This is a genomic window from Micromonospora sp. SD19, from assembly GCF_054462275.1.
Genome location: NZ_JBTLMN010000005.1, coordinates 392,834 through 414,935 on the forward strand (window position 1 = coordinate 392,834; position 22,102 = coordinate 414,935).

Consider the following 22,102-nt stretch of genomic DNA (forward strand, 5'->3'; position numbering starts at 1 on the left):
CGACCTGACGGCGGTGCGTCAACTACTCGGAAGGAGAGAGCAGCATGCGGTGTGACGGTCTGGTGGCAGTGGTGACCGGAGGCGGATCGGGGATCGGGCTCGCGTGTGTGCGGGCGTTCGCCGCCGCCGGCGCCCGGGTGGGTGTCCTGGACCTGGAGCTGTCGGGTCTGCCGGAGGATCCCGGCGTCCTCGGCGTCCGGGCGGACGTGGCCGACCGCGCCTCGCTGAGCACGGCCGTCGCAGCGGTCGCCGAGGCGTTCGGCGGCATCGACATCCTGGTCAACAACGCCGGGATCTCGGCCGTGGGCACGGTGGAGGAGAACGACGACGAGCAGTGGAGCCGGGTACTCGACGTCAATGTCTCCGGTGTGGCCCGCACCAGCGCCGTCGCCCTGCCGTACCTGCGCCGGTCGTCGTCCGCGGCGATCGTCAACATCTCCTCGATCGCGGCGACCACGGGTCTGCCCAAACGCGCCCTGTACTCGGCGTCGAAGGGTGCCGTGCACGCCCTCACCCTCGCCATGGCCGCCGACCTGGTGACGGATGGCGTCCGGGTCAACTGCGTCGCCCCCGGCACCGTCGACACGCCCTGGGTGGCCCGCCTGCTCGCCAGCGCCGCCGACCCGACGGCGGAGAAGCGGCACCTGGCCTCGCGGCAGCCGACCGGCCGCCTGGTGACCGCCGACGAGGTGGCCGCCGCCGTCGTCTACCTCGCGTCGCCCGCGACCGGGTCGGTGACCGGTTCGTCGCTGCCTGTCGACGGAGGCATGTCCGGCCTGCGCCTACCTGCCCCGGCGCGGCCCGCGGCCGATCCTGCCGAATCGGGCGCGTGACATGATTGCGCGATGGGGAAACAGCAGGACGTCGGCGAGCCCGACCGTCACAGCGGGTCCGGCACCACCGCCCACCGTCCGATCGGCGGGAGCGCTGACGCTCGACTCGCGCTCGCCCAGGACCCCACAACGCCACAAATGACCCTTATCGACCTGGCGTCCGACCCGTCGGTACTGGTCCGCAAGGCGGTCGCCGCTCGGGCCGACGCACCCGCGCAAGCCCTGCGACCGCTCACCCGCGACCATGATCGTCAGGTCCGGGAGGCGGTGGCGAGGAACCCCTCCACCTCGATCGCCAACCTCATGCGCCTGGTCAAGGACGCCGACCGGTGGGTCCGCTGGGCGGTCGCCGGCAACCCGGCGTGCGACGAGTCGATCCGCCAGGTCATGGCGCAGACCTCGGACAAGGAGCTTCGCGGCCTGCTCGCGGAGAGTCGGGAGCTGGAGCCGGAGCTGGCCGCCAAGCTGATCGACGACGTGTCACCCGAGGTACGGGAACGACTCGCCACGCACACCCACGACCCCGACGTGATCACCGCCCTGTTGGCCGACCGCACCGCACGCGTACGCAAGGGGGTCGCCCGCAATCCACGGACCACCGCCGAGCAGCGCAGCGCGCTCGCCGCGGACCCGGTGGCCGACGTCCGTGCCGCGCTGGTGCGGGCCGTCGAGCTGAGCGAGGCGGATCTGGCGCGGCTGGTCGACGACCGCGCGGTGCAGGTCCGACTGGCGATGGCCACGTCCGACGTCGTCCCGCCGCACATCCGGCAGGCGCTCACTCGCGACGCCGACGAGATGGTGGCCAGCGCGGCGCGCGACCACCGCCCCGGAGCCGGCAACGCCTCCGCCGTGCGGGCACCCCGCATCGCGCACCGGCCCTCCGCCGGTGCGGGCCGATCGGGCGGCGGCACCGCCCGGTAGCACCGCGCCGCATCCCCCAGGCCGTGCGGGCGGGTGCTGATCGGAGCCATCGGGGACCCGGGTGCTCCGCCGAGCGGCGGATGCGCCCGCGAGCGTGATGACTCACAGGCATCATGATGCCTGTGAGTCATCAGGCTGGTCGGGGCGTCTGCCCCACGACGACCGTGCGGGTTGGTGCGACCAGCTGCCGTCGGTCGCTGTCGGATCAGTACGGCCGCCGGATACCCCGATTCGACAGCACCCGCGCCTGCTCCTCGCTCATCTGGACATGATCCCAGCACCACCCCGCCATCGCCCGCCGCCGACGAGCGCCCATCCCGAGTGATGAGTTGTCGCGTCCGCGCCCGTCATACCTCCGACAGGACATGACGAGGCGGAAGGATGACGTGATGAGTGCGGACACACGGCTGCAGGAGATGGTTGTGAGCGGTCTCGGCGAGGTCGACGAGCCGGCGTTCTCGGGGCTGGCGCAGCGGCACCGGCGGGAGTTGCACGTGCACTGCTACCGGATGCTCGGCTCGTTCGAGGACGCCGAGGACGCGGTGCAGGAGACGTTCCTGCGGGCCTGGCGGCGGCGGGAGACGTTCGAGGGGCGGTCGACGTTCCGGGCATGGCTGTACCGGATCGCCACCAACGCCTGCCTGGACCTGCTCGCCAAGCGCCGCCCGGAGCCGGCGACCGGCGGTGAGGTGCTGTGGTTGCAGCCCTACCCGGACCGGTTGCTCGACGAGCTGCCCGCGGGCGACGGGGACGAGCCGGAGAGCGTCGCCGTCGCACGGGAGACGATCGAGCTGGCGTACCTGGTCGCGGTCCAGCACCTGGCGCCGCGTCCACGGGCCGTGCTGATCCTGCGCGACGTGCTCGGCTGGCCGGCGAAGGACGTCGCGGAGCTGCTCGGGGATTCGGTCAACTCGGTGAACAGCGCACTGCAGCGGGCCCGTGCCGGCATGCGGGAGCACCTGCCCGCCGAGCGGCAGGACTGGGTCGGCGGCGACGAGGACGCCGGGACGCGCGAGCTGGTGCGCCGCTTCACCGACGCCAGCGTGGCCACCGACGTCGACGCGCTCGCCACCATGCTGCGCGACGACGTCCGCTCCTCGATGCCGCCCACGCCGGGCCTGTCCGTCGGCCGCGACGCGGTGCTGGGCAACTGGGTCGAGGACGGCTTCGACGCCATGTCGGGCCTGCGCGCGGTGCCCACCTCGGTGAACCGGCAACCCGCTGTCGCCTTCTACCACTGGCGCGAGCAGGAGGGCGCGTACCTGCCGCTGACGATCGACGTCCTGCGCGTCACCGGCGGCGCGATCACCGAGGTCTTCATCTTCCACGCCGACCAGTTCCTGCGGCTCGGTCTGCCGCCGCGACTGCCGGCCGACGGCAGGGAGTAGTCCCGATGCGGACGCTGACCCTGCCCGGGGGCGCCCGCGCGGCGGTGGTCGGGGCGCAGTGGTCCGACGCGTTCGCCGTCGTCACCAGCGGACGGATCCAGCTGGAGCTGCGCGACGGCGAACCAGGGCCGGTCCTCGGACGCGACGCCGGGTTCTGGCTGCGCGGCACCGGCGTCCGCGCTCTGCGCAACCCCGGCCGCCGCACGGCGACGGTGCGCGTCTGTACGCCACGGGACGTCCCACGCCAGTCAACCAGTCCGGTACGCCAGCTCACCGTCGATGGAGACGCCATGACCAGCACTGAGGACACCCAGATCGCCGCCGGGCCGACACCGGGCCAGCCCCGCCGGGGTCACCGGCTGCGGAGGCTTGCCGGCACCGGCCTGGTCGCCACGCTCGCGGCGATGGTGGCCACCACCCTCGCCGCCGCGCTGGCCCGGGCCGTCGGCGTCGATTTCGCGATCCCCGACGGCGGCGGCGAGACGATCCCGTTGTCCGGGTTCGCCGTGGTGACGGGCTTCTTCTCGGTGGTGGGCGTCGTCATCGCCGGCGCTCTCCTGTGGTGGAGTGCGCGCCCCGCCCACCGGTTCGTGTGGACGGCGGTGGCGCTGACCGCGCTCTCGCTGATCCCACCGTTCGTCTCGGGGGCGAACGCGGCCACCATCGCCGCTCTGCTGGGGCTGCACCTCGTCGCCGCGACGGTGATGATCCCGGTCCTGACGCGCAGCCTCCGTACCGACTGACGCACGCGCTGGTCGCTACCCGGTGCCGTGCTCGGGCCCGCCGGTCTGCTCCCACAGCGACTTCATCTCGTCGAAGGCCTGCTCCATCAGCTGCACCATCGCCTGCCGGGCGCGCTCACCGTCGCGACGCTGGATCGCCTGGGCGACATCGGCGTGCATCTGGAGGGCCTGCTCGTGCGGGTGGTGCGGCATGAGGTGGTGCTTGTGCCGGCCGGTGAGCACCTCCGCGACCAGCTCCTGGAGCCGGACGAACATCTCGTTGCCGGAGGCGAGCAGGACCCGCCGGTGAAACTCGATGTCGAGGTGCAGGAAGCGTTCCTCGTCGCCGGCCTCGCCGGCCGCCCACATCTTCGCCGCCAACCCGACCAGGTCGCTGGCCTCGTCACGGCCGATCCGGCTGGCGGCCAGGAAGGCCGCGTGCGGCTCGACCGCGGTGCGCAGTTCGGTGATCGACCGGAGCTGGGCCATCCGACCCGCCGAGGCGAGACGCCAGCGGATCACCTGCGGGTCGAAGACGTTCCACGCGCTCGCCGGCCGGATCAGCACGCCCACCCGTCGACGCGCCTCGATGAAGCCGATCGAGGCCAGCACCCGCAGCACCTCGCGGACGACCGAGCGGGACACGGCGTACCGCTCGACCAGCTCGTCGATGTTGAGGACCGACCCGGGGGGCAGCTCACCGCCGCAGATGGCGGTGCCGAGGTGGTCGAGGACGCGCGCGTGCAGCCCGGACTCGGCGGGGAGGGGCGAAGCGGCTGCAACCTCTGGTGAGGACGGTTCCACTCAAAGATCATATCATTTACATCTACCTCTTGAGGTAATCAGCTTTTTCGGCCTAGCATCCCGATGTTAAGCGGATGTAACGCCGAGGTAGCGGCTCTCTCGGGGGCGGCCACGACAGAAAGAGAGACAGCGTGCGACGTCGACTGGTAATCGGCACATCTCTGGCCGTGGTCGCCGCCATGAGCCTGACCGCCTGCGGTGGCGACGGCGGCGGCGAAGACTCCAAGACCGTTCGCGTGACACTCGTCAACCACGTGTGGACGGAGAACATCAGAAAGGCCCTGCCGGAGTTCGAGAAGCAGTCCGGCCTCACCGTCGACGTCACCCAGCTCGGTGAGGACCAGCTCTCCGACCAGTACAACGTCAAGCTGAACGCCGGCTCCGACGACATCGACGTGATGATGTACCGGCCCCTGCAGGAGGGGAAGCTGTTCGCCAAGAACAAGTACCTCGCCGACCTGAGCGAGAGGGCCAAGTCCGACAGCGCCTTCGAGATCGGCGACTTCCAGGCTGGCCCGATGCAGGCGACGACCTATAAGGACAAGGTGGTCGGGCTGCCGATCATCACCGAGCAGGAGGTCCTCTACTACCGCAAGGACCTGCTGACGAAGTCCGGCTTCACCGCGCCACCGAAGACGCTCGACGAGCTCAAGGCGCAGGCCGCGAAGATCGAGGCGGACAACCCGGGCGTCGCCGGCTTCGTCGCGCGTACCGGCAAGGCCGCCGCCGTCACCCAGTTCTCCAGCTTCCTCTTCAGCTTCGGCGGCGACTTCGTGGACTCCAGCGGGAAGGCGACTGTCAACACCGAGCAGGCCAAGCAGGCGTACGCCTACTACGGCGGGCTGCTGCGCGACCACGGCCCGGAGAACATCAGCACCGACATGAGCTGGTCCGAGGCGATGGCGATCTTCACGCAGGGCAAGGCCGCCTTCTACACCGAGGCCAACTCGCTCTACAAGAACGCCACCGACCCGACCAAGTCCAAGGTCGTCGACACGGTCGGCTTCGCGGCCTTCCCGGCCGGCCCGGCCGGCTCGAAGCCGTACAACATCCCGTCCTGGGCGCTCGGGGTGAACGACAGCTCGGAGAACAAGGACAACGCCTGGAAGTTCATCCAGTGGGCGGCCGGCAAGGAGCAGGCGCTGGCGCAGCAGACGGCCGGCGTACCCGGTGCCCGCACCTCGGTCTGGGCGAACCCGGCGGGTACCGCCTCCTACCCGAAGGACCTGGCCGAGGCGAACACGGTAAGCACCGCCAACGGTGTCGGCCACGACCGTCCGCTGGTCGTCAAGGTGGCCGAGGCGCGGGAGATCGTCGGCCAGCCGATCGTGGACGCGATCACCGGCAAGGACGCCGCCGCCTCGGCGGAGACGGCCAACGCGGCGTTCCAGAAGTTCCTCGACGACGAGGCGAAGTAGCCCGACCGCCGGGCGGCGGAGCCGACCGGCTCCGCCGCCCCGCCGGGACCTGACCCCCGAACCCGGAGACCCCTCATGTCAGCCGTCATCACCCCCCGCACCGACACGCCCGAGGCCCCTGCGGCGGTCCAGGAAGACTCCGCCTGGTCACGGTGGACGAACGAGCACCGCAAGTGGCTCTTCGCGGCACCCGCCATGCTCTTCGTCGCCGTGCTGATCATCTTTCCGGTGGCGTGGACCGGGTACCTGAGCCTGACCGACGCCGAGGGCTCGGTGCGCGCCGAGTCGGAGTTCATCGGAATCCAGAACTACCTCGACGTGCTCACCGACACCGACCGGTTCTGGCCGGCGGTCTGGCGTACCGTCCTGTTCACCGGCGTCGTGCTGTTCTTCGAGGTCATCCTCGGCATGGCGATCGCCCTGCTGCTGTGGCGACCCTTCCGCGGTGAGAAGTGGGTCCGCGTCGCGATCCTCCTGCCACTGGTGGCCACTCCGGTGGCGGTCGGCATGATGTGGCGGCTGATCTTCGATCCCAACATCGGGATGGCGAACCAACTGCTCGGCTGGATCGGGATCGGCCCGCAGCCCTGGCTGGCCGGGCAGCACTCGGCCCTGCCGACCACGATGTTCATCGACATCTGGCAGTGGACCCCGATGGTCGTGCTGATCCTGCTCGCCGGGCTCACCTCGCTCTCCGACGAGCCGCAGGAAGCGGCGCGGATCGACGGCGCCAGCAGCTGGCAGCGGTTCCGGCACGTCACCCTCCCGCTGTTGATGCCCACGGTGATCGTCGCCATCCTGCTGCGCGGCATCGACGCGCTCAAGACGTTCGACATCCTCTACGCCACCAAGGGTCGCGGCGGCGGGTCGTTCCACGAGGTCGAGACCCTCAACGTGTACGCCTACGGCCTCAGCTTCGACTACAACGACTACGGCGTCTCGTCGACAGTCCTCATCATCTTCTTCCTGATCATCATCGGGGTGATGTGGGCCCTCACCTATCGCAAGAAGGGGCTGGGCCGATGAAGCCGAGCAAGCCGTACCGCGTCTTCCGCACCTCGGCGCTGGTGGTCGTGGTCTTCGCGCTGATGGCGCCGCTGCTCTGGATGATCGCCGCGTCGTTCAAGACCAACGTGGACATCTACGACACCGCCAAGGCGTTCGTCTTCTCGCCCAGCCTGAAGAACTACGAGACAGTTCTCCAGCAGGCCAACTATCTCCAGTTCATCGGCAACAGTCTCTGGGTGGCGTTCGCGGCCACCGCGCTCTCCCTCCTGCTCGGCGTGCCCGCCGCGTACTCGATGAGCCGGTTCAGCATGAAGAAGTCCGCGCTCGTCGTGCTGATGGCCCGGGTGATCCCCGGCGTCTCGCTGCTGGTGCCCTGGTACTACGTCTTCTCGAACCTGAAGCTGGTCGGCGGGTTCAGCGTGCTGATCCTGAGCCACATGTTCGTGTCGCTCCCGCTGATCGTCTACATCATGATGGGCTACTTCGACGGCCTGCCGACCGAGTTGGAAGAGGCGGCGCTGGTCGACGGGCTGACCCACATCGGCGCGTTCCGGCGGATCACCCTGCCGCTGTCGGTGCCGGGCGTCGCGACCGCCGGCATCCTCTCGTTCATCTTCTCCTGGAACAACTTCATGTTCGCCCTGGTGCTCTCCGGCTCCGACACGAAGACGCTGCCCGTGGCGATCTTCGACTTCGTCGGCTACGCCAGCATCGACTGGGGCGGCCTGATGGCCGCCGCGACGGTGGTCACCCTGCCGATCATGCTGATCGCCCTGTTCGTGCAGAAGTACGTCGTCTCCGGCCTCACCGCCGGTGCCACGAAGGGCTGACCGGCACATGACGACGATCGCAACTGTGGAGACCTTCCTGGTCGCGCCCCGCTGGCTGTTCGTCCGGATCGAGACGGAGTCCGGCATCGTCGGCTGGGGCGAGGCGACCTGCGAGGGCCGGTCCGAGACCGTGCGCACGGCCGTCGACCAGCTCAGCGAACTGCTCACGGGTCGCGACGCGCTGCGTATCGAGGACCACTGGCAGGTGTTGACCAAGGGGTCCTTCTACCGGGGCGGCCCGATCCTGGCCAGCGCGGTGTCCGGTCTGGACCAGGCGCTCTGGGACATCGCCGGTAAGCACTACGGCGCCCCCGTGCACCAGCTCCTCGGTGGGCCGGTCCGGGACCGGGTCCGGGTCTACGGCTGGATCGGTGGTGACGAGCCCGCCGAGATCCGCGACCAGATCAGCGCCCGGGTCGAGGCGGGCCTGACCGCGGTGAAGATGAACGCGTCCGGGCCGATGGGCGCGCTCGCCTCGGTCGCCGACCTCGACGCGGTGGTGCGGCGGGTGGCCGTCGCCCGCGAGGTCCTCGGCGACGACCGCGACGTCGCCGTCGACTTCCACGGCCGGTTCACTCTCGCCAACGTCCGGCGGGTCGCCCCGCTGCTGGAGCCGTACCGGCCGTTCTTCCTGGAAGAACCGGTGGTTCCGGAGAACTCGCACCTGATCGGTGAGGTCGTCCGCTGCACCACCACCCCCATCTCCACCGGGGAGCGGCTCTACAGCCGGCAGGAGTTCCTGCCCGTGCTGCAGGCCGGCATCGCCGTGGCCCAACCGGACCTCGCGCACGCCGGCGGCATCACCGAGGTTCGCAAGATCGCCACGTTGGCCGAGGTGTACGACGTGCAGCTCGCCCCGCACTGTCCGCTCGGGCCGATCGCCCTCGCCGCCTGCCTGCAGGTCGGCTTCGCCACCCCCAACTTCCTCATCCAGGAACAGAGCATCGGCATCCACTACAACCAGGGCGCCGAGGTGCTCGACTACTGCCTCGACCAGACCCCGCTGACCTTCGTCGACGGGTACGTGCAGCGGTTGACCGCCCCCGGCCTCGGCATCGAGATCGACGAACACGCGGTGCGGACCGCTGACAAGCGCGGGCACGCCTGGCGCAGCCCCACCTGGCGGCACCCCGACGGCTCCTACGCGGAGTGGTGAGACCCCGACCGGCACTAACGGAAAGGCCCCCAGTGAAGATCGTCGCAGCAGACGTCATCGTGTCCAGCCCCGACCGGAACTTCGTCACCCTGAAGATCACCACCGACGAGGGGATCACCGGTCTGGGCGACGCCACGCTCAACGGCCGTGAACTCTCCGTCGCCTCGTACCTGCGCGACCACGTCGCCCCGCTGCTGATGGGGCGCGACGCGCACCGGATCGAGGACACCTGGCAGTTCCTGTACCGGTCGGCGTACTGGCGGCGGGGCCCGGTCACCATGGCGGCCATCGCCGCGGTGGACGTCGCACTCTGGGACGTCAAGGCCAAGGCTGCCGGCATGCCGCTGTACCAACTGCTGGGCGGCGCGTCCCGCACCGGCATCATGGCGTACGGGCACGCCTCGGGTCGCGACCTTCCCGAGCTGTTCGACTCGATCCGCCGCCACCTCGACGAGGGCTTCCGGTCGATCCGGGTGCAGACCTCGGTGCCGGGCATCAACGCGGTCTACGGCGTGGCCGCGCAGCCCAGCGCCACCGGCCAGCGCTACGACTACGAACCCGCCCAGCGCACCCCGCTGCCCGCCGAGGAGGACTGGGACACCCGCGCGTACCTGCGCCACCTGCCGTCGGTCTTCGAGGCGGTACGCAACGAGTTCGGCCCGGAGCTGCCGCTGCTGCACGACGGGCACCACCGCATGACGCCGATCCAGGCCGCCAAGCTCGGCAAGGCCCTCGAACCGTACGACCTGTTCTGGCTGGAGGACTGCACCCCGGCCGAGAACCAGGAGGCGCTGCGGTTGGTCCGCCAGCACACCACCACCCCGCTGGCCATCGGCGAGGTCTTCAACACCGTGTGGGACTACCAGACCCTGATCCGTGAGCAGTTGATCGACTACGTCCGGTCCGCCGTCACCCACACCGGTGGCATCACCGCCATGCGCAAGCTGCTCGACTTCGCCGCCCAGTACCAGATCAAGTCCGGCATCCATGGCCCCACCGACATCTCCCCGGTGGGTATGGCGGCGGCGCTGCACCTGGACCTGGCCATCCACAACTTCGGGATCCAGGAGTACATGAAGCACACCCCGCTGGCCAACGAGGTGTTCCGGCAGTCGTTCACCTTCACCGACGGCTACCTGCACCCGGGCGACCAACCGGGGCTCGGGGTGGAGCTCGACGAGGAGGCGGCGGCCCGGTTCCCGTACGAGCCGGCGTACCTGCCGTTCAACCGGCTCAAGGACGGCACGGTCCATGACTGGTGAGCGGCGCGGCGCCCGGCCCACCCGGCACGTCGTGGTGATGGGCGTCTCCGGGGCCGGCAAGACCACCGTGGCACGCGGGATCAGCGCGGCGACCGGGTTGACGTTCGCTGAGGCGGACGAGTTCCACTCCCCGGAGAACGTGGCGCGGATGCGGTCCGGCGTACCGCTGGACGATGCCACCCGGGCGCCTTGGCTGCGGGACATCGCCGCGTGGATCGCCGACCGTGGCGCGGAGGGCCGTTCGACGGTGCTCGCCTGCTCGGCGTTGAAGCGGTCGTACCGCGACGTGCTCCGTCGGGGCCCGCTCCCTGTGGACTTCGTGCACCTGGACGGGCCGGCGGAGGTCATCCGGGCGCGACTGGCAAAGCGCGAGGGGCACTACATGCCGGCCAGTCTGCTGGAGTCGCAGCTGGCCACGTTGGAACCGGCCGGGCCGGACGAGTCGGTGCTCGTCCTCGATCTCTCGTCGGCCCCGGAGGTCCTGGTCGCGGCGGCCGTCAAGGGTCTCGGCCTGCCCGGTTCGGTGTCGGGTGGGTGAGCACCGGGCCCGCACCTCCGACCCCACCACTGAGATGTTAGGTTAGCCTTCCCTAATCATCAGTGGAGTCCGCCGCCGTGCCCTCATCGATTCGCACATGACAGTCGCCGAGACCACCGGCGGTGCCGTGCTGCGTCGCGCGCTGCGTCGACAGCGCGCCCGGGTGGCAGCGGGCATCGCGCTGCTCTGCACCCACCAGGCCACCGAAGCTCTCGTCCCGGTGGCCGTCGGCGTGGTCATCGACCGCGCGGTGGCCACCGGGGACGTCCGCGCCCTGCTGCTCTCGCTGGCCGGGCTGGCCGCCCTGTTCACGGTGCTCGCCTTCGCCTACCGGGCCGGCGCGCGACTGGCGTTCGCCGCCGTGGAACACGAGGCGCACACCACCCGGGTCGAGATCGTCCGCAGCGCCCTCGACCCGCGGGGACGCCGCTCGGGCCTGCGCGACGGCGAACTGCTGTCCGTGACGGCCTCCGACGCCGAGCTCTCCGCGCTCGTCGTGCGCGTCGCCGGACTCACCGCCGCCGCGCTCACCGCCATCGTGGTCGCCGCCGTCGCCCTGCTCGTCGTCGACATTCCCCTCGGGCTCGGGGTGCTCATCGGCGTACCCCTGCTTGTCGTCGCCCTGCAGCGGATGGCGCCGCTGCTCACCCGGCGCAGCACGTCGCAGCAGGAGGCGCTCGCCGCCACCACCGCCCTCGCCGTCGACCTCGTCACCGGCCTGCGCGTGCTGCGCGGCATCGGCGCACAGGACCACGCCGCCCGCCGGTACGCGGGGGCCAGCCGCCACGCGCTCGACGTCACCCTGCGCGCCGCCACCACCAAGGGCCTGCACCTCGGGCTCACCACCACCGTCAACGGCCTCTTCCTCGCGACGGTCGCCGGATTCGCCGGTTGGCTCGCGTTGCAGGGCCGACTCACCATCGGCGAGCTGGTGGCGGTGGTCGGGCTGGCCCAGTTCATCGCCGAGCCGGTGCAGACGCTCGGGTACTGCGTCCAGCTGTTCGCCATGGCCCGCGCCTCCGCGGGGCGGGTCGCCCGGGTCCTCGGTGCCGCGCCGGTCGTCCAGCCGGGTGACGCCGGGCCGCCCGCCCCGGGCCCGTCACGGCTCGCCCTCGACGGGGTCAGCTACGCGGGCCTCGACGACGTCACCCTGCGCGTCGGGGCCGGTGAGATCCTGGGCGTTCTCGCCTACGACCCGAGCGACGCCGAGGCGCTGGTCGCGTTGCTGGCCGGCCGGGTGCCCCGCGCGGAGCACCGGGGGACGCTCCGCGTCGACGGCGTACCCGCCGACGAGCTGCACATTGACGCCGCGCGCGCCACGATCCTCGTCGAGCAGCACGACGTGGCGCTGTTCGAGGGGACGCTGCGCAACAATCTGTGCGCCGGGACCTCCGTCGACGACGAGGTCCTGTGTGCCGCCGTCCGCGCCGCCGCCGCCGAGGACGTGCTCGCCGCGCACCCGCACGGACTGGACCGCCTGCTCACCGAACGCGGCGCGAACCTCTCCGGCGGGCAGCGGCAGCGGATCGGGCTGGCCCGGGCGCTCGTCGCCGACCCGCCGGTGCTGGTGCTGCACAACCCCACCACGGCGGTCGACTCGGTGACCGAAGGGCTGCTCGCCGCGCGACTGGCCACGGCTCGGGGGACGGGAACCCGGGGCACGGTGCTGATCACCACCAGTCCGGCGCTGTTGCGGATCACCGACCGGGTCGCGGTGATCGACCGGGGACGGGTCGTCGCCGAGGGCCCGCACGAGCTGTTGCTCGCCAGCGACGCCCGCTACCGCGAGGAGACCCTGCGATGACGGCCGAGCCGATCAGCCGGCACCTGCTGCCGACGGCCACCGGCCGGGAGACCTGGGCCGCCCTGCGCACCGAGCTGGCCCTCCTGCCGGGGCTCAGCGCCGTCGCCGGCACGTTGCTGGTCGCCGCGGCCGCGACCGGGCTGGTCGCTCCCTGGGTGCTCGGCCGCCTCGTCGACGACGTCATCGCCGGCACCGACACACCGACGGTGCTGGGCTGGGCCGGTGTGATCGCGGGCGCCGCCGTGCTCGCGGGGCTCCTCACCGCGGCCGGCGCCGCGGTCGCCGCGCGCCTCGGCGAGACCGTGCTGGCCCGACTCCGGGAACGGGTCCTCGACCGCGCCCTGCACCTGCCGTCGGCCACCCTGGAGCGGGCCGGCACCGGGGACCTGGTGGCCCGCGCCGGCGACGACGTGGCAGTGGTGACGAACGTGATCGCCACCAGCGGCCCCGCCTTCCTCGGCGCGCTGCTGTCCGTGGTGCTGACCGCGGCCGGGCTCTTCGCCCTCGACTGGCGGCTCGGCATCGCCGGATTGGTCGCGGCCCCGGCGTACGCGCTGGCGCTGCGCTGGTACCTCCGGCGATCCGTGCCGTACTACGCCCGGGAGCGGGTGGCGACGGGCGAGCGGGCGCAGGCGACCGCCGAGGCGCTGCGGGGCGCGGCGACAGTGCGCGCCTACCGGATGGAGGACGCCCACGTCGCCCGGATCGCGGATCGCTCCGGCGTCGCCCGCGACCTGTCCCTGGAGATCTTCGGCCTCTACACCCGCTTCGGGTTGCGCATCAACCGCTCGGAGTTCGTGGGGCTCGCCGCCGTGCTGCTCGCCGGCTTCCTGCTGGTCCGCGGCGACCTGGCCACCGTCGGTGCCGCCACCACCGCCGCGCTCTACTTCCACCGCCTCTTCAACCCCATCGGCCTGCTGCTGTTCGAGTCGGACTCGGTGTTGCAGGCCGGGGCCAGCCTGGCCCGACTCGTCGGGGTCACCACCCTGCCGGACACCGCGGCCCCCAGCGACGCCGAGCCCACCCGCCGCGATCGGGCCGAACCGGCGGCACTGGAGGTGACCGTCGCGGAGCACCGCTACGACGACGGGCCGGTCGTGCTGCGCGACATCACCCTGCGGCTCAACCCCGGGGAGCGCGTCGCTCTCGTCGGCGCGAGCGGCGCGGGCAAGAGCACCCTGGCCGGCATCATCGCCGGCATCATCGCGCCCACCCACGGTGCGGTCACCCTGCGCGGCGTGCCGCTGGCCCAGCTCGACGAGCACCGCCTCCGTCGCGAGATCGCCCTGATCAGCCAGGAGGTGCACGTCTTCGCCGGGCCGCTCGCCGACGACCTGCGCCTGGCCGCCCCGGACGCCACCGACGCCGAGATCACCACCGCCCTCGACCGGGTCGGCGCCACCGAGTGGGTGCGGGGACTGCCGGACGGCCTCAACACCCCGGTGGGGGAGGGCGGTCGGCAGCTCACCTCGGCCCAGGCCCAGCAGCTCGCGCTGGCCCGCCTCGTCCTCGCCGATCCGGCGGTGGCGGTCCTCGACGAGGCCACCGCCGAGGCGGGCAGCGCGGGCGCCCGGGACCTCGACCGCGCCGCGGTGGCCGCCACCGAGGGCCGTACGACGCTGGTCGTCGCCCACCGTCTCAGCCAGGCGGCCACCGCGGACCGCATCGTCGTCCTGGACCACGGGCGCGTCGCCGAGCACGGGACGCACGCCGAGCTGCTCAGCGCCGGGGGCGGATACAGCCAGCTGTGGCGGTGGTGGCGCATGCCCGACCTCGCGGTGCCGAGAGAACGCGAGAGCGCGGACCAACCCGTCCCGCGCTGAGCGGCCCGCTGGCGCTCGCGTCGGACATCCGCCAGATCAGTCGAAGGTGGGACGCCCGGGAACTTTTCCGGCTCCGGCGGCGACCACCAGAGTGCGCGGCCGATCGGCGGCGTTCCGACGACGGCATCTCGGCATGAAGGAGCGCCCGGTGGCACACAGGACGGTGGTCGGTGCGCAACGGTGTCGTTGACGACGACCAGGTGACCCGGTGGGCGCGGCAGGCGGGTCAGGGTGACGGGCAGGCCGCCACGGCGTTCATCCGGGCACTGCAGGACCAGGTCTGGCGGTTCCTGTCGCACCTGGCCGGGCCGGGGGAGGCCGACGACCTGACCCAGGAGACGTTCCTGCGGGCATTTCGCAACCTGCCCGGCTTCGCCGGCCGCTCGTCGGCCCGCACCTGGGTGTTCACCATCGCCCGGCGCGTCGCCGTGGATCACGTCCGGACGGCGGTGGCCCGACCGAGGACGGCGTCGGTGCCGGACTGGCAGGCGGCGGCCGAGGCCGCCGGTGCGATCACCACCGACGCCGACGAGGAAGTGACGCTGCACCAGCTGATCGCCGGCCTGACCCGGGAGCGGCGTGAGGCGTTCGTCGCCACCCAGGTGCTCGGCCTGTCCTACGCCGAGGCGGCGGACGTCTGCCAGTGCCCGGTCGGCACGATCCGCTCCCGGGTCGCCCGGGCGCGCGAGGATCTCGCTGCCGCCTGGCGCGCCGACACCGACCCGGGCCACGAGCGACGAACCGGCTGAGGGTGGATACTGCCGCAATGACTGTGCGGCGTTCCCTGTTCCTGCACTCGGAGCTGCGCCGTCGGCCGCACGACCTCCTGCGGTCGATGCTGGCCCAGGTCGACCCGGCCACGCCGCCGAACGGACCGGACGGGCCGGTGGCCGCCCTCGAACGGCGGGTGGCCTCCCTGCTCGGCACCGACGAAGCGCTGTTCTTCCCCACCGGGACGATGGCCCAGCAGGTGGCCCTGCGCATCCACGCCGACCGGCGCGGCAGGCGGGCCTTCGCCGCCCACCCGCAGTGTCACCTGGAGGTCTGGGAACAGCAGGGGTACGCCGTCGTGCACGGGCTGCGCTTCCAGCCTGTCGGCGACCGCAACCGACTGATGACACTGGCCGATCTCACCGCCGTCGCCGAACCACTCGCGGCGGTGCTCTGGGAGCTGCCGCAACGCGACATCGGCGGACTGCTGCCGCAGTGGGACGACCTCGTCGCGCAGACCGAGGCGATGCGTGAGCGCGGCGCCGCCATCCACCTCGACGGCGCCCGCCTCTGGGAGGCGCAGACGTACTACCAGCGGCCGTTCGCCGAGATCGCCGCGCTGTTCGACAGCGGTTACGTCTCGTTCTACAAGGGACTGCAGGGCGTCGGCGGTGCCGCGCTCGCCGGGGACACCGCACTGGTGGCCGAGGCCCGGGTGTGGCGTCGTCGGCTCGGCGGCGACGTCTACGACGCGTGGCCGTTGGCCCTCACCGCGCTGCACGGCCTGGACACCCTGCTGCCCCGGCTACCGGCGCACCGGGAGCACGCGGTGGCGATCGCGGCGGCCATCAACGCCGACGGGGTGGCCCGCGCCTACCCGGACCCACCGCAGACGCCCCTGTTCCACGTCCACCTCCCGGTCGGCCCGGACGCCGCGACGCGGGCCGCCGACGCGCTGCTCGCCGCCGACGGGGTGGAGTTGTTCGGCCGCGTACGCTCGGCGCCGGCACCGGACCGATGCTCGTTCGAGGTCAGCGTCGGCGAGAACGCCATGGACCTCAGCCCCGACGAGGTCGTCGGGTTCCTTCACGAACTGCTGCGCCACGCCACCTGAAACGGGGCGGGCCCGGTTCCTGGTCGTCCAGGAACCGAGCCCACCCCGCCCGGTCTCGGTGGGTCACCCCAGGCGGGCCTCGATGGCCTCGATGATGCGTGGACGCAGCTCGGCGGCGCGGATGACGGCGTCCACCGAGCCGACCTCGACGGCGCGGTGGATGTTGTGCACCCGATCGAACTCGGCGGCCACCTCGCTGAGCTTCTCCGCGCGCACCGACGAACGCAGCTCGTCGAGCTCCGCCGTCAGCGCGGCGCGTTCGGTGCCGGCCGCGGCGGCGGCGCGGGCCTCCAGGTCCCGCACCCGCGGGTCGGCCGACGTACGGGCGTTGACGTCGGCGGAGAACACCACAGCGGCGGCGGGTGCGCCACCGAGCACCGAGGCGAACGAACCCTCCAGCGCCAGCACCGTCATGTTCGGGTTCAGCGCCTTCGAGAACACCACGAACGCACCGCCGTGGTAGCGCGAGATCACGCAGAAGACGATGGGACCCCGGAAGTTCACGATCGCCCGGCCGATCTCAGCGCCGTACTCCAGTTGCAGCTTGCGCATCGACTCCGGTGAGCCGTCGAAGCCGGACAGGTTCGCCAGCACCACGAGCGGCCGATTGCCGCTGGCCGCGTTGATCGCCCGCGCGGCCTTCTTCGACGAGCGGGGGAAGAGCGTGCCCGCCGTGTAGGTGTCCGGACCGTCGGTGGGCGGGAAGCCGTGCCGCGGCACCGACCGGGACTCGATGCCGAGCAGGCAGACCGGGATACCACCGAGGTGGACGTCCTGCACGACGGCGGTGTCCGCGTCCGCCATGCCGGCCCAGCGCTCCAGCACCGGGTGGTCCTGGTCGGAGAGGGCCCGCATCACCGTCCGGATGTCGAACGGCTTCTTGCGGTCCGGGTTGGACTCGGCCGAGAAGATCTCCCCGACGGTGGCGAAGGCACTGCCCGCCACGTCGTGCGGGAAGTCGGAGATGTCCCGGTCGGTCGGGTCGGCGGTGACCGCCCGTCGGGGCGCGTCCTCCCCGGGCGCGACGTACGTGTGGTCGTAGTGGGCCATCACCACGTCGCGGGCGGCGGTCAGGTTCGGCGCCCAGTACTGCGCCTGCCCGTTCGGCCCCATCACCCGGTCGTAGCCGCCGATGCCGAAGTTGTCCTCGGCCGACACGCCGCCGGAGAAGTCGAGCGACTGCTTACCGGTGAGCACCATCGCCGAGTCCGGCGTCATCACCAGGATGCCCTTGGTGTGCATGAGCATTGTCGCCTCGGCGTTCCAGTACGGCTGAGCGCCGACGTTGATGCCCGCGACCACGATGTTGATCTCACCGCCGGCCTGGGTGAACTCGACGATCCGCTTGAGCGCCGCGGCCACCCAGTCCATGTTCTCCGTGCCGGAGGTCATCGAGATCCGCGCCCCGGCGGACAGCGCCCACCACTCCAGCGGCACCTGCATCCGCTCGGCCAGGTCCAGTGCGGCGATCACGCGCCGGCACTCCGGCTCCGACAGAGCGCCCAGCGACTTCGTCGGGTCGCCCAGCAGCACCACCCGGGTGACGCCCTGCGGGTGCCGCTCGGTCGGCGTGGTGACCACCCCGGCCACGATGGCAGCGGCGTTGCGGCCCTTCGGCCGGTCCACCGGCGTCAGCACGTGGTCGTCGTCGAGGTCGTGCTCGACGAAGTCACCGAGCCGGCCGGTCAGCTCGTACGGGTACACGGTGTTGCGGCTGCTGGCCCGCAGCACCTTGAGCCTGTACTCGTCGAGTGGCTCGATCGGCTCGACCGGCGGTTCCCCGATGGTCAGGTCGGCGCCGCCCGCGGCGTCGAACGAGATCCGTACGGCGATCCTGGTCAGCTCACCGGTGCGGCGGTCGCGCTGCCGCGCGATGAACAGGATCTCCTCCAGGCCGGCGCCCGCTGTCGTCGGGCGCACCCGCCCGGCGATCATCTTCATCTCCTCGCGGGTCAGCTCGCTCGGCGGCCACACGTAGACCACGATCCGGTTGGTGTTGAAGCGCGTCTTCGACGGCCGCCGCGACTGGGCGCGGCGGATCGAGTCGAGGCAGGCGGCGATGGCGTCCTCGGTGGTCGGCAGCGCGACCAGGCGGCCGTCCTGCTCCCGCAGTTCGGTGAGGTCGCGCACCTGCGCGAACGCGACGAGGCGCTCGTCGGCCCGGTTCTCCCGGGCGACGCACTGGAAGAGGTAGACCTCCTCGTCCGACGACGGCAGCCGGGTCAGGTCGAACTTGTGCAGCCGCTCCAGCTGCATCCGCTGCGCGATGTACGGGTGCAGCCCACGGATCAGCCGGTCCTCGGTCAACTGGTCGCCCGACGGGCGGAAGGTGAAGTGGTGGTGCATCACCGCACCGCCGCGACCCGCGACGGTGGTGGTCACCCGCCGGACCTCAGGTGGCAGCGGGTGCGCGGCGATGACCTCGGCCAGCGCCGCCGCCATCGCGTCGAAGTCCTCCGGCTGGTTCTCCCAGCCGAGGTAGATGTCGGCGTCGACGGCGTCCTCGCCGGCGGCCAGCTCGGCCAGCCCGCGCAGGGCGCTGCCCAGCGCGTCGAAGCGCACCGCGGCGGATACCACGCTCGAGTCGGCGCGTTCGGCGACCACGAACGTGCAGTCCGCGACCGCACGGGTACGCACGCTGGTGAGCGACCGGTTGCCGTAGTACCGCCGGGTCAGCACCTCCAACATGACCGCGTTGTCGAGGTGGTCCCGAACGAGCCGCTGGCCGAGCAGCCGGACCAGCGGCTCGGTGCTGCGTACCATCTCGGCGATGCGCTCGGCGCGGTCCGGCGCGTCCGGCTGCGCGTCCAGGTGCCGCAGGTGGCCACGGACCTCGGCGTAGACGCGGGCGCGGTTGCGGCGCAGCAGCGGCTGGGCGAACCAGGCGAACACCACGCCACGGGCGAGGTCCGCGACCACGGGGAAACGGACCTGCGTCGCGGCGATCAGCCGCTCCAGGGCGAGGCCGGCCGGCTCGCGCAGCGTCTCGTCCGGCGGGGTCTCCCGCAGCCAGGCGCGCAGCAGTGCCGCGATGACCTGCGCGTCCGCGGACGCGCGTTGTTGAGCGAGGAAGATCCGGAAGACGGCGGCCTCAAGGGCGGGGGTGCGGTCCAGGTCGGTGACGCCGTAGCGGCTGAGCGCCTTGCCGAGCCTGGTCTGGAAGGCGTCCGGCAGCCCGGCCCGCTCGACGTCGAGGCTCTGCAGGTAGGTGTGGAAGTACTCCCGGGCGCTGTGGACGTGCGCGGCGCCGCCGTCCTCGCCCGTCGGCCGGTTGCGGCTCAGCTCGGCGAGATCGGCGAACACCTCGATGAGGTCGAGTTCGGCGGCCAACGTGGACTGGCCGGCCTCGATGGCCGCCCGCCGCGCGGTGAGGTAGCCGTCGAGCACCCGGCTGTCGTCGTGCGGGTCGACGTCGAAGCCGAGCAGCAGACCGCGCAGGTCCTCCTGACCGCGCCTGCTGCGCTCGGACGCCGGGACGTCCGTGGCGGCGCTGGGCAGGTCCAGTTCGACGGTGTCGGCGGTCGGGTCGCCGGCGGTCTCCTCGGCGTCGTCCGCGAGCGGCTCCAGGCGCAGCAGCGGCGCGCCCGCCTCCACCTGGCTGCCCACCGAGACGGCGCACTCCTTCAGCCGCGCCTTGAACGGCGCCCGCAGCACCGTCTCCATCTTCATCGCTTCCAGCACCAGCACCGGCGCGCCCGCCTCGACCTCGGCGCCGATCTCCAGTGGCGTGGCGACGACCAGCGCGGGCATCGGAGAGCGCAGGACACCGCCCTCATCCCGGCTGACCCGGTGCGTCACGCCGTCCACCTCGACCAGGTGGGTCGGCCCGTACGTGCCGGTGAGCAGCCGGTATCGGACGCCGTTGACGACGATCTGACCGGTGTGCCGGTCGAAGCGGTCGAGTTCGACGTCGGCGGTGCGCACGACCGGACCGGTCTCGATGCCGACCCGGAAGCGGTGCGCGCCGACCCGGGCCACCCGGGTGCGGTACCCGACGCCGCGCAGCTTGAGGTCCAACGGCCGGCCGCTGGCGTGCTGCACCTGGGGGCGTCCGCCGGCTGCCGTCGACAGCAGCCGCTGCCGCTCGACGCGCTCCTCCTCCTCGTACGCCTCGATGGCGGCGGCCGCCAGGGCGACAGCGGAGTGGCGGTGCGTGACGAGCCGGCCCTCGCCGCGGACGCGGTCGATCCAGCCGGTGTCCGCGCTGGCGTCGATCACCTCGGGCTGGTCGAGCAGGTCGAGCACGAAGCTCTTGTTCGTCGCCCCACCCTCGATGATCACCGTGGTGTTCGCCATGGCCCGGCGCAGCTTGCCGAGCGCCTCGTCACGGTCGCGGCCGTACGCGATGATCTTCGCGATCATCGAGTCGAAGTCGGCCGGGATGGTGTCGCCCTCGCTGACGCCGGTGTCCACCCGGATGCCGGGACCGCTGGGCAGGTCCAACCGGGCGATGCGGCCGGGCGACGGCGCGAAGTCACGGTCGGGGTCCTCGGCGTTGAGCCGCGCCTCGATGGCGTGCCCGCGCTCGGCCGGCGGCGCACCGACGAGGCGTCCACCGGAGGCGACGTGCAGCTGTGCCTTGACCAGGTCGAACCCGGTGGTCAGCTCGGTGATCGGGTGTTCGACCTGCAGGCGGGTGTTGACCTCGAGGAACGCGAACAACCGGTCACCGGGGTGGTAGAGGAACTCGACGGTCGCCGCGCCGCGGTAACCGACCGCCACGGCCAGCCGCTCGGCCGACGTCTTCAGCTCGGCGGCCTGCGCCGGGTCGAGCACCGGCGACGCCGACTCCTCGATGACCTTCTGGTTGCGTCGCTGCACCGAGCAGTCGCGGACACCGAGCGCCCACGCGGTGCCCTGCCCGTCGGCGATCACCTGGACCTCGACGTGCCGGGCCCCGGTGACCAGGCGCTCCAGGAAGACGATGCCGCTGCCGAACGCCCGTGCCGCCTCCTGGCTGGTGCGCTCGTAGGCGTCGACCAGCTCGGCCTCGTTCCTGATCACGCGGATGCCGCGTCCGCCACCCCCGGCGGTCGCCTTCAGCATCAGCGGGTAGCCGATCTCGGCTGCCGCGGACCGGGCGGCGGCGAGGGTCTCGACAGCGCCACGGCTCCAGGGCGCGACCGGCACGCCGACCTTCTCGGCGATCAGCTTCGAGCCGATCTTGTCGCCGAGCTGGCGCATGGCGTCCGCGCTCGGCCCGACGAAGGTGACGCCGATCTTCTCGCACAGCTCGGCGAACGCCGGGTCCTCGGCGACGAAGCCCCAGCCGACCCAGGCGGCGTCGGCCCCGGTCTCGGTCAATGCGCGCTCCAGCACCGCCAGGTTGAGGTAGGGGCGCGCCGACGCCGGGCCGAGATCGTAGGCGATGTCCGCTTCGCGGACGAATGTGGCGTTGCGGTCGACGTCGGTGTAGAGAGCCACCGTTTCGAGCTGGATGCCGGTCTCCGCGGCCAACTCGCGGACCGCGTGGATGAGCCGCATGGCGGCTTCACCACGGTTGACGATGGCGACACGGTTGAACACCCGAAAGACCCCTTAGCTAGACCTCGACCTGCATGCCGCGAGACGACGGCTCCCCGCAGTGATCACCTTTCCGCGTGGCGGCGGCCAGCGCTATGGCGCAACCACCGAACCAACAGTCGCTCAGTTGTAGGAAGTGCACAAAACTTTTTGGCGTCCCCGGGGAGGGCGTCGACCTCCACCGACCCACCCCGGCCGGGACCGCCACGGTACCCGCCACGTGCGCAGCGGCGGCCACGCGCCGGCG

Annotated in this window: 16 protein-coding genes; 14 read left to right on the top strand and 2 right to left on the bottom strand. The window is 71.8% G+C overall.

The window, feature by feature from the left end; all coding sequences use genetic code 11:
• Window positions 1–44: 44 nt before the first annotated feature.
• From ACX27O_RS19680 to ACX27O_RS19695, 4 genes are all read left to right on the top strand, one after another.
• Window positions 45–833 carry an SDR family NAD(P)-dependent oxidoreductase gene (locus ACX27O_RS19680; RefSeq protein WP_458939876.1) on the top strand — a complete coding sequence of 263 codons (789 nt, stop codon included), beginning with the start codon at window positions 45–47 and terminating at the stop codon, window positions 831–833.
• A gap of 138 nt (window positions 834–971) precedes the next feature.
• On the top strand, window positions 972–1,754 hold the full coding sequence (locus ACX27O_RS19685; RefSeq protein ID WP_210860583.1) for a hypothetical protein: 783 nt from the start codon (window positions 972–974) through the stop codon (window positions 1,752–1,754).
• 389 nt (window positions 1,755–2,143) lie between these two features.
• Window positions 2,144–3,142: an RNA polymerase subunit sigma-70 gene (locus ACX27O_RS19690; RefSeq protein ID WP_458939877.1), complete on the top strand. Its 999-nt coding sequence runs from the start codon at window positions 2,144–2,146 to the stop codon at window positions 3,140–3,142.
• A 5-nt stretch (window positions 3,143–3,147) separates the two neighbouring features.
• Complete coding sequence (locus ACX27O_RS19695; protein ID WP_030330506.1) at window positions 3,148–3,885, top strand: DUF6069 family protein; 738 nt, start codon at window positions 3,148–3,150, stop codon at window positions 3,883–3,885.
• 15 nt (window positions 3,886–3,900) lie between these two features.
• Here ACX27O_RS19695 and ACX27O_RS19700 read toward each other — a convergent pair whose 3' ends face one another.
• Window positions 3,901–4,668 (bottom strand): FadR/GntR family transcriptional regulator, encoded by a 768-nt coding sequence (locus ACX27O_RS19700; protein ID WP_030330504.1) that lies wholly within the window; start codon window positions 4,666–4,668, stop codon window positions 3,901–3,903.
• Window positions 4,669–4,799: 131 nt separating this feature from the next.
• Between ACX27O_RS19700 and ACX27O_RS19705 the strand changes: the two genes are divergently transcribed.
• The 10 genes from ACX27O_RS19705 to ACX27O_RS19750 all read left to right on the top strand — a co-directional run bounded on the left by ACX27O_RS19705 (window position 4,800) and on the right by ACX27O_RS19750 (window position 16,332).
• The gene (locus ACX27O_RS19705) at window positions 4,800–6,086 is read left to right on the top strand and encodes an ABC transporter substrate-binding protein (protein WP_458939878.1); all 1,287 of its coding nucleotides are present in this window, start codon (window positions 4,800–4,802) and stop codon (window positions 6,084–6,086) included.
• Between the two features lie 75 nt (window positions 6,087–6,161).
• Window positions 6,162–7,112 (top strand): carbohydrate ABC transporter permease, encoded by a 951-nt coding sequence (locus ACX27O_RS19710; protein ID WP_209444522.1) that lies wholly within the window; start codon window positions 6,162–6,164, stop codon window positions 7,110–7,112.
• The gene (locus ACX27O_RS19715) at window positions 7,109–7,924 is read left to right on the top strand and encodes a carbohydrate ABC transporter permease (RefSeq protein ID WP_030330500.1); all 816 of its coding nucleotides are present in this window, start codon (window positions 7,109–7,111) and stop codon (window positions 7,922–7,924) included. Before ACX27O_RS19710 ends, ACX27O_RS19715 begins: the two co-directional genes overlap by 4 nt.
• 7 nt (window positions 7,925–7,931) lie before the next feature.
• Complete coding sequence (dgoD, locus tag ACX27O_RS19720; protein WP_458939879.1) at window positions 7,932–9,080, top strand: galactonate dehydratase; 1,149 nt, start codon at window positions 7,932–7,934, stop codon at window positions 9,078–9,080.
• A gap of 32 nt (window positions 9,081–9,112) precedes the next feature.
• Window positions 9,113–10,342, top strand: a complete 1,230-nt coding sequence (manD, locus tag ACX27O_RS19725) for a D-mannonate dehydratase ManD (protein WP_030330497.1) — start codon at window positions 9,113–9,115, stop codon at window positions 10,340–10,342.
• Window positions 10,332–10,880 (top strand): gluconokinase, encoded by a 549-nt coding sequence (locus ACX27O_RS19730; RefSeq protein ID WP_357638982.1) that lies wholly within the window; start codon window positions 10,332–10,334, stop codon window positions 10,878–10,880. Before manD ends, ACX27O_RS19730 begins: the two co-directional genes overlap by 11 nt.
• 97 nt (window positions 10,881–10,977) lie before the next feature.
• On the top strand, window positions 10,978–12,684 hold the full coding sequence (locus ACX27O_RS19735) for an ABC transporter transmembrane domain-containing protein (protein ID WP_458939880.1): 1,707 nt from the start codon (window positions 10,978–10,980) through the stop codon (window positions 12,682–12,684).
• Entirely contained in the window at window positions 12,681–14,507 is a 1,827-nt protein-coding gene (locus tag ACX27O_RS19740) for an ABC transporter ATP-binding protein (protein WP_357638978.1), read from the top strand. Before ACX27O_RS19735 ends, ACX27O_RS19740 begins: the two co-directional genes overlap by 4 nt.
• Window positions 14,508–14,677: 170 nt before the next feature.
• Window positions 14,678–15,256 carry a sigma-70 family RNA polymerase sigma factor gene (locus ACX27O_RS19745; protein WP_210864449.1) on the top strand — a complete coding sequence of 193 codons (579 nt, stop codon included), beginning with the start codon at window positions 14,678–14,680 and terminating at the stop codon, window positions 15,254–15,256.
• A 17-nt stretch (window positions 15,257–15,273) separates the two neighbouring features.
• Window positions 15,274–16,332 carry a threonine aldolase family protein gene (locus ACX27O_RS19750; protein ID WP_358127567.1) on the top strand — a complete coding sequence of 353 codons (1,059 nt, stop codon included), beginning with the start codon at window positions 15,274–15,276 and terminating at the stop codon, window positions 16,330–16,332.
• Window positions 16,333–16,395: 63 nt separating this feature from the next.
• On the opposite strand, the gene ACX27O_RS19755 is transcribed toward ACX27O_RS19750, so the two are convergent.
• Window positions 16,396–21,858 (bottom strand): ATP-binding protein, encoded by a 5,463-nt coding sequence (locus ACX27O_RS19755; protein WP_030330491.1) that lies wholly within the window; start codon window positions 21,856–21,858, stop codon window positions 16,396–16,398.
• Between the last annotated feature and the right edge of the window lie 244 nt (window positions 21,859–22,102).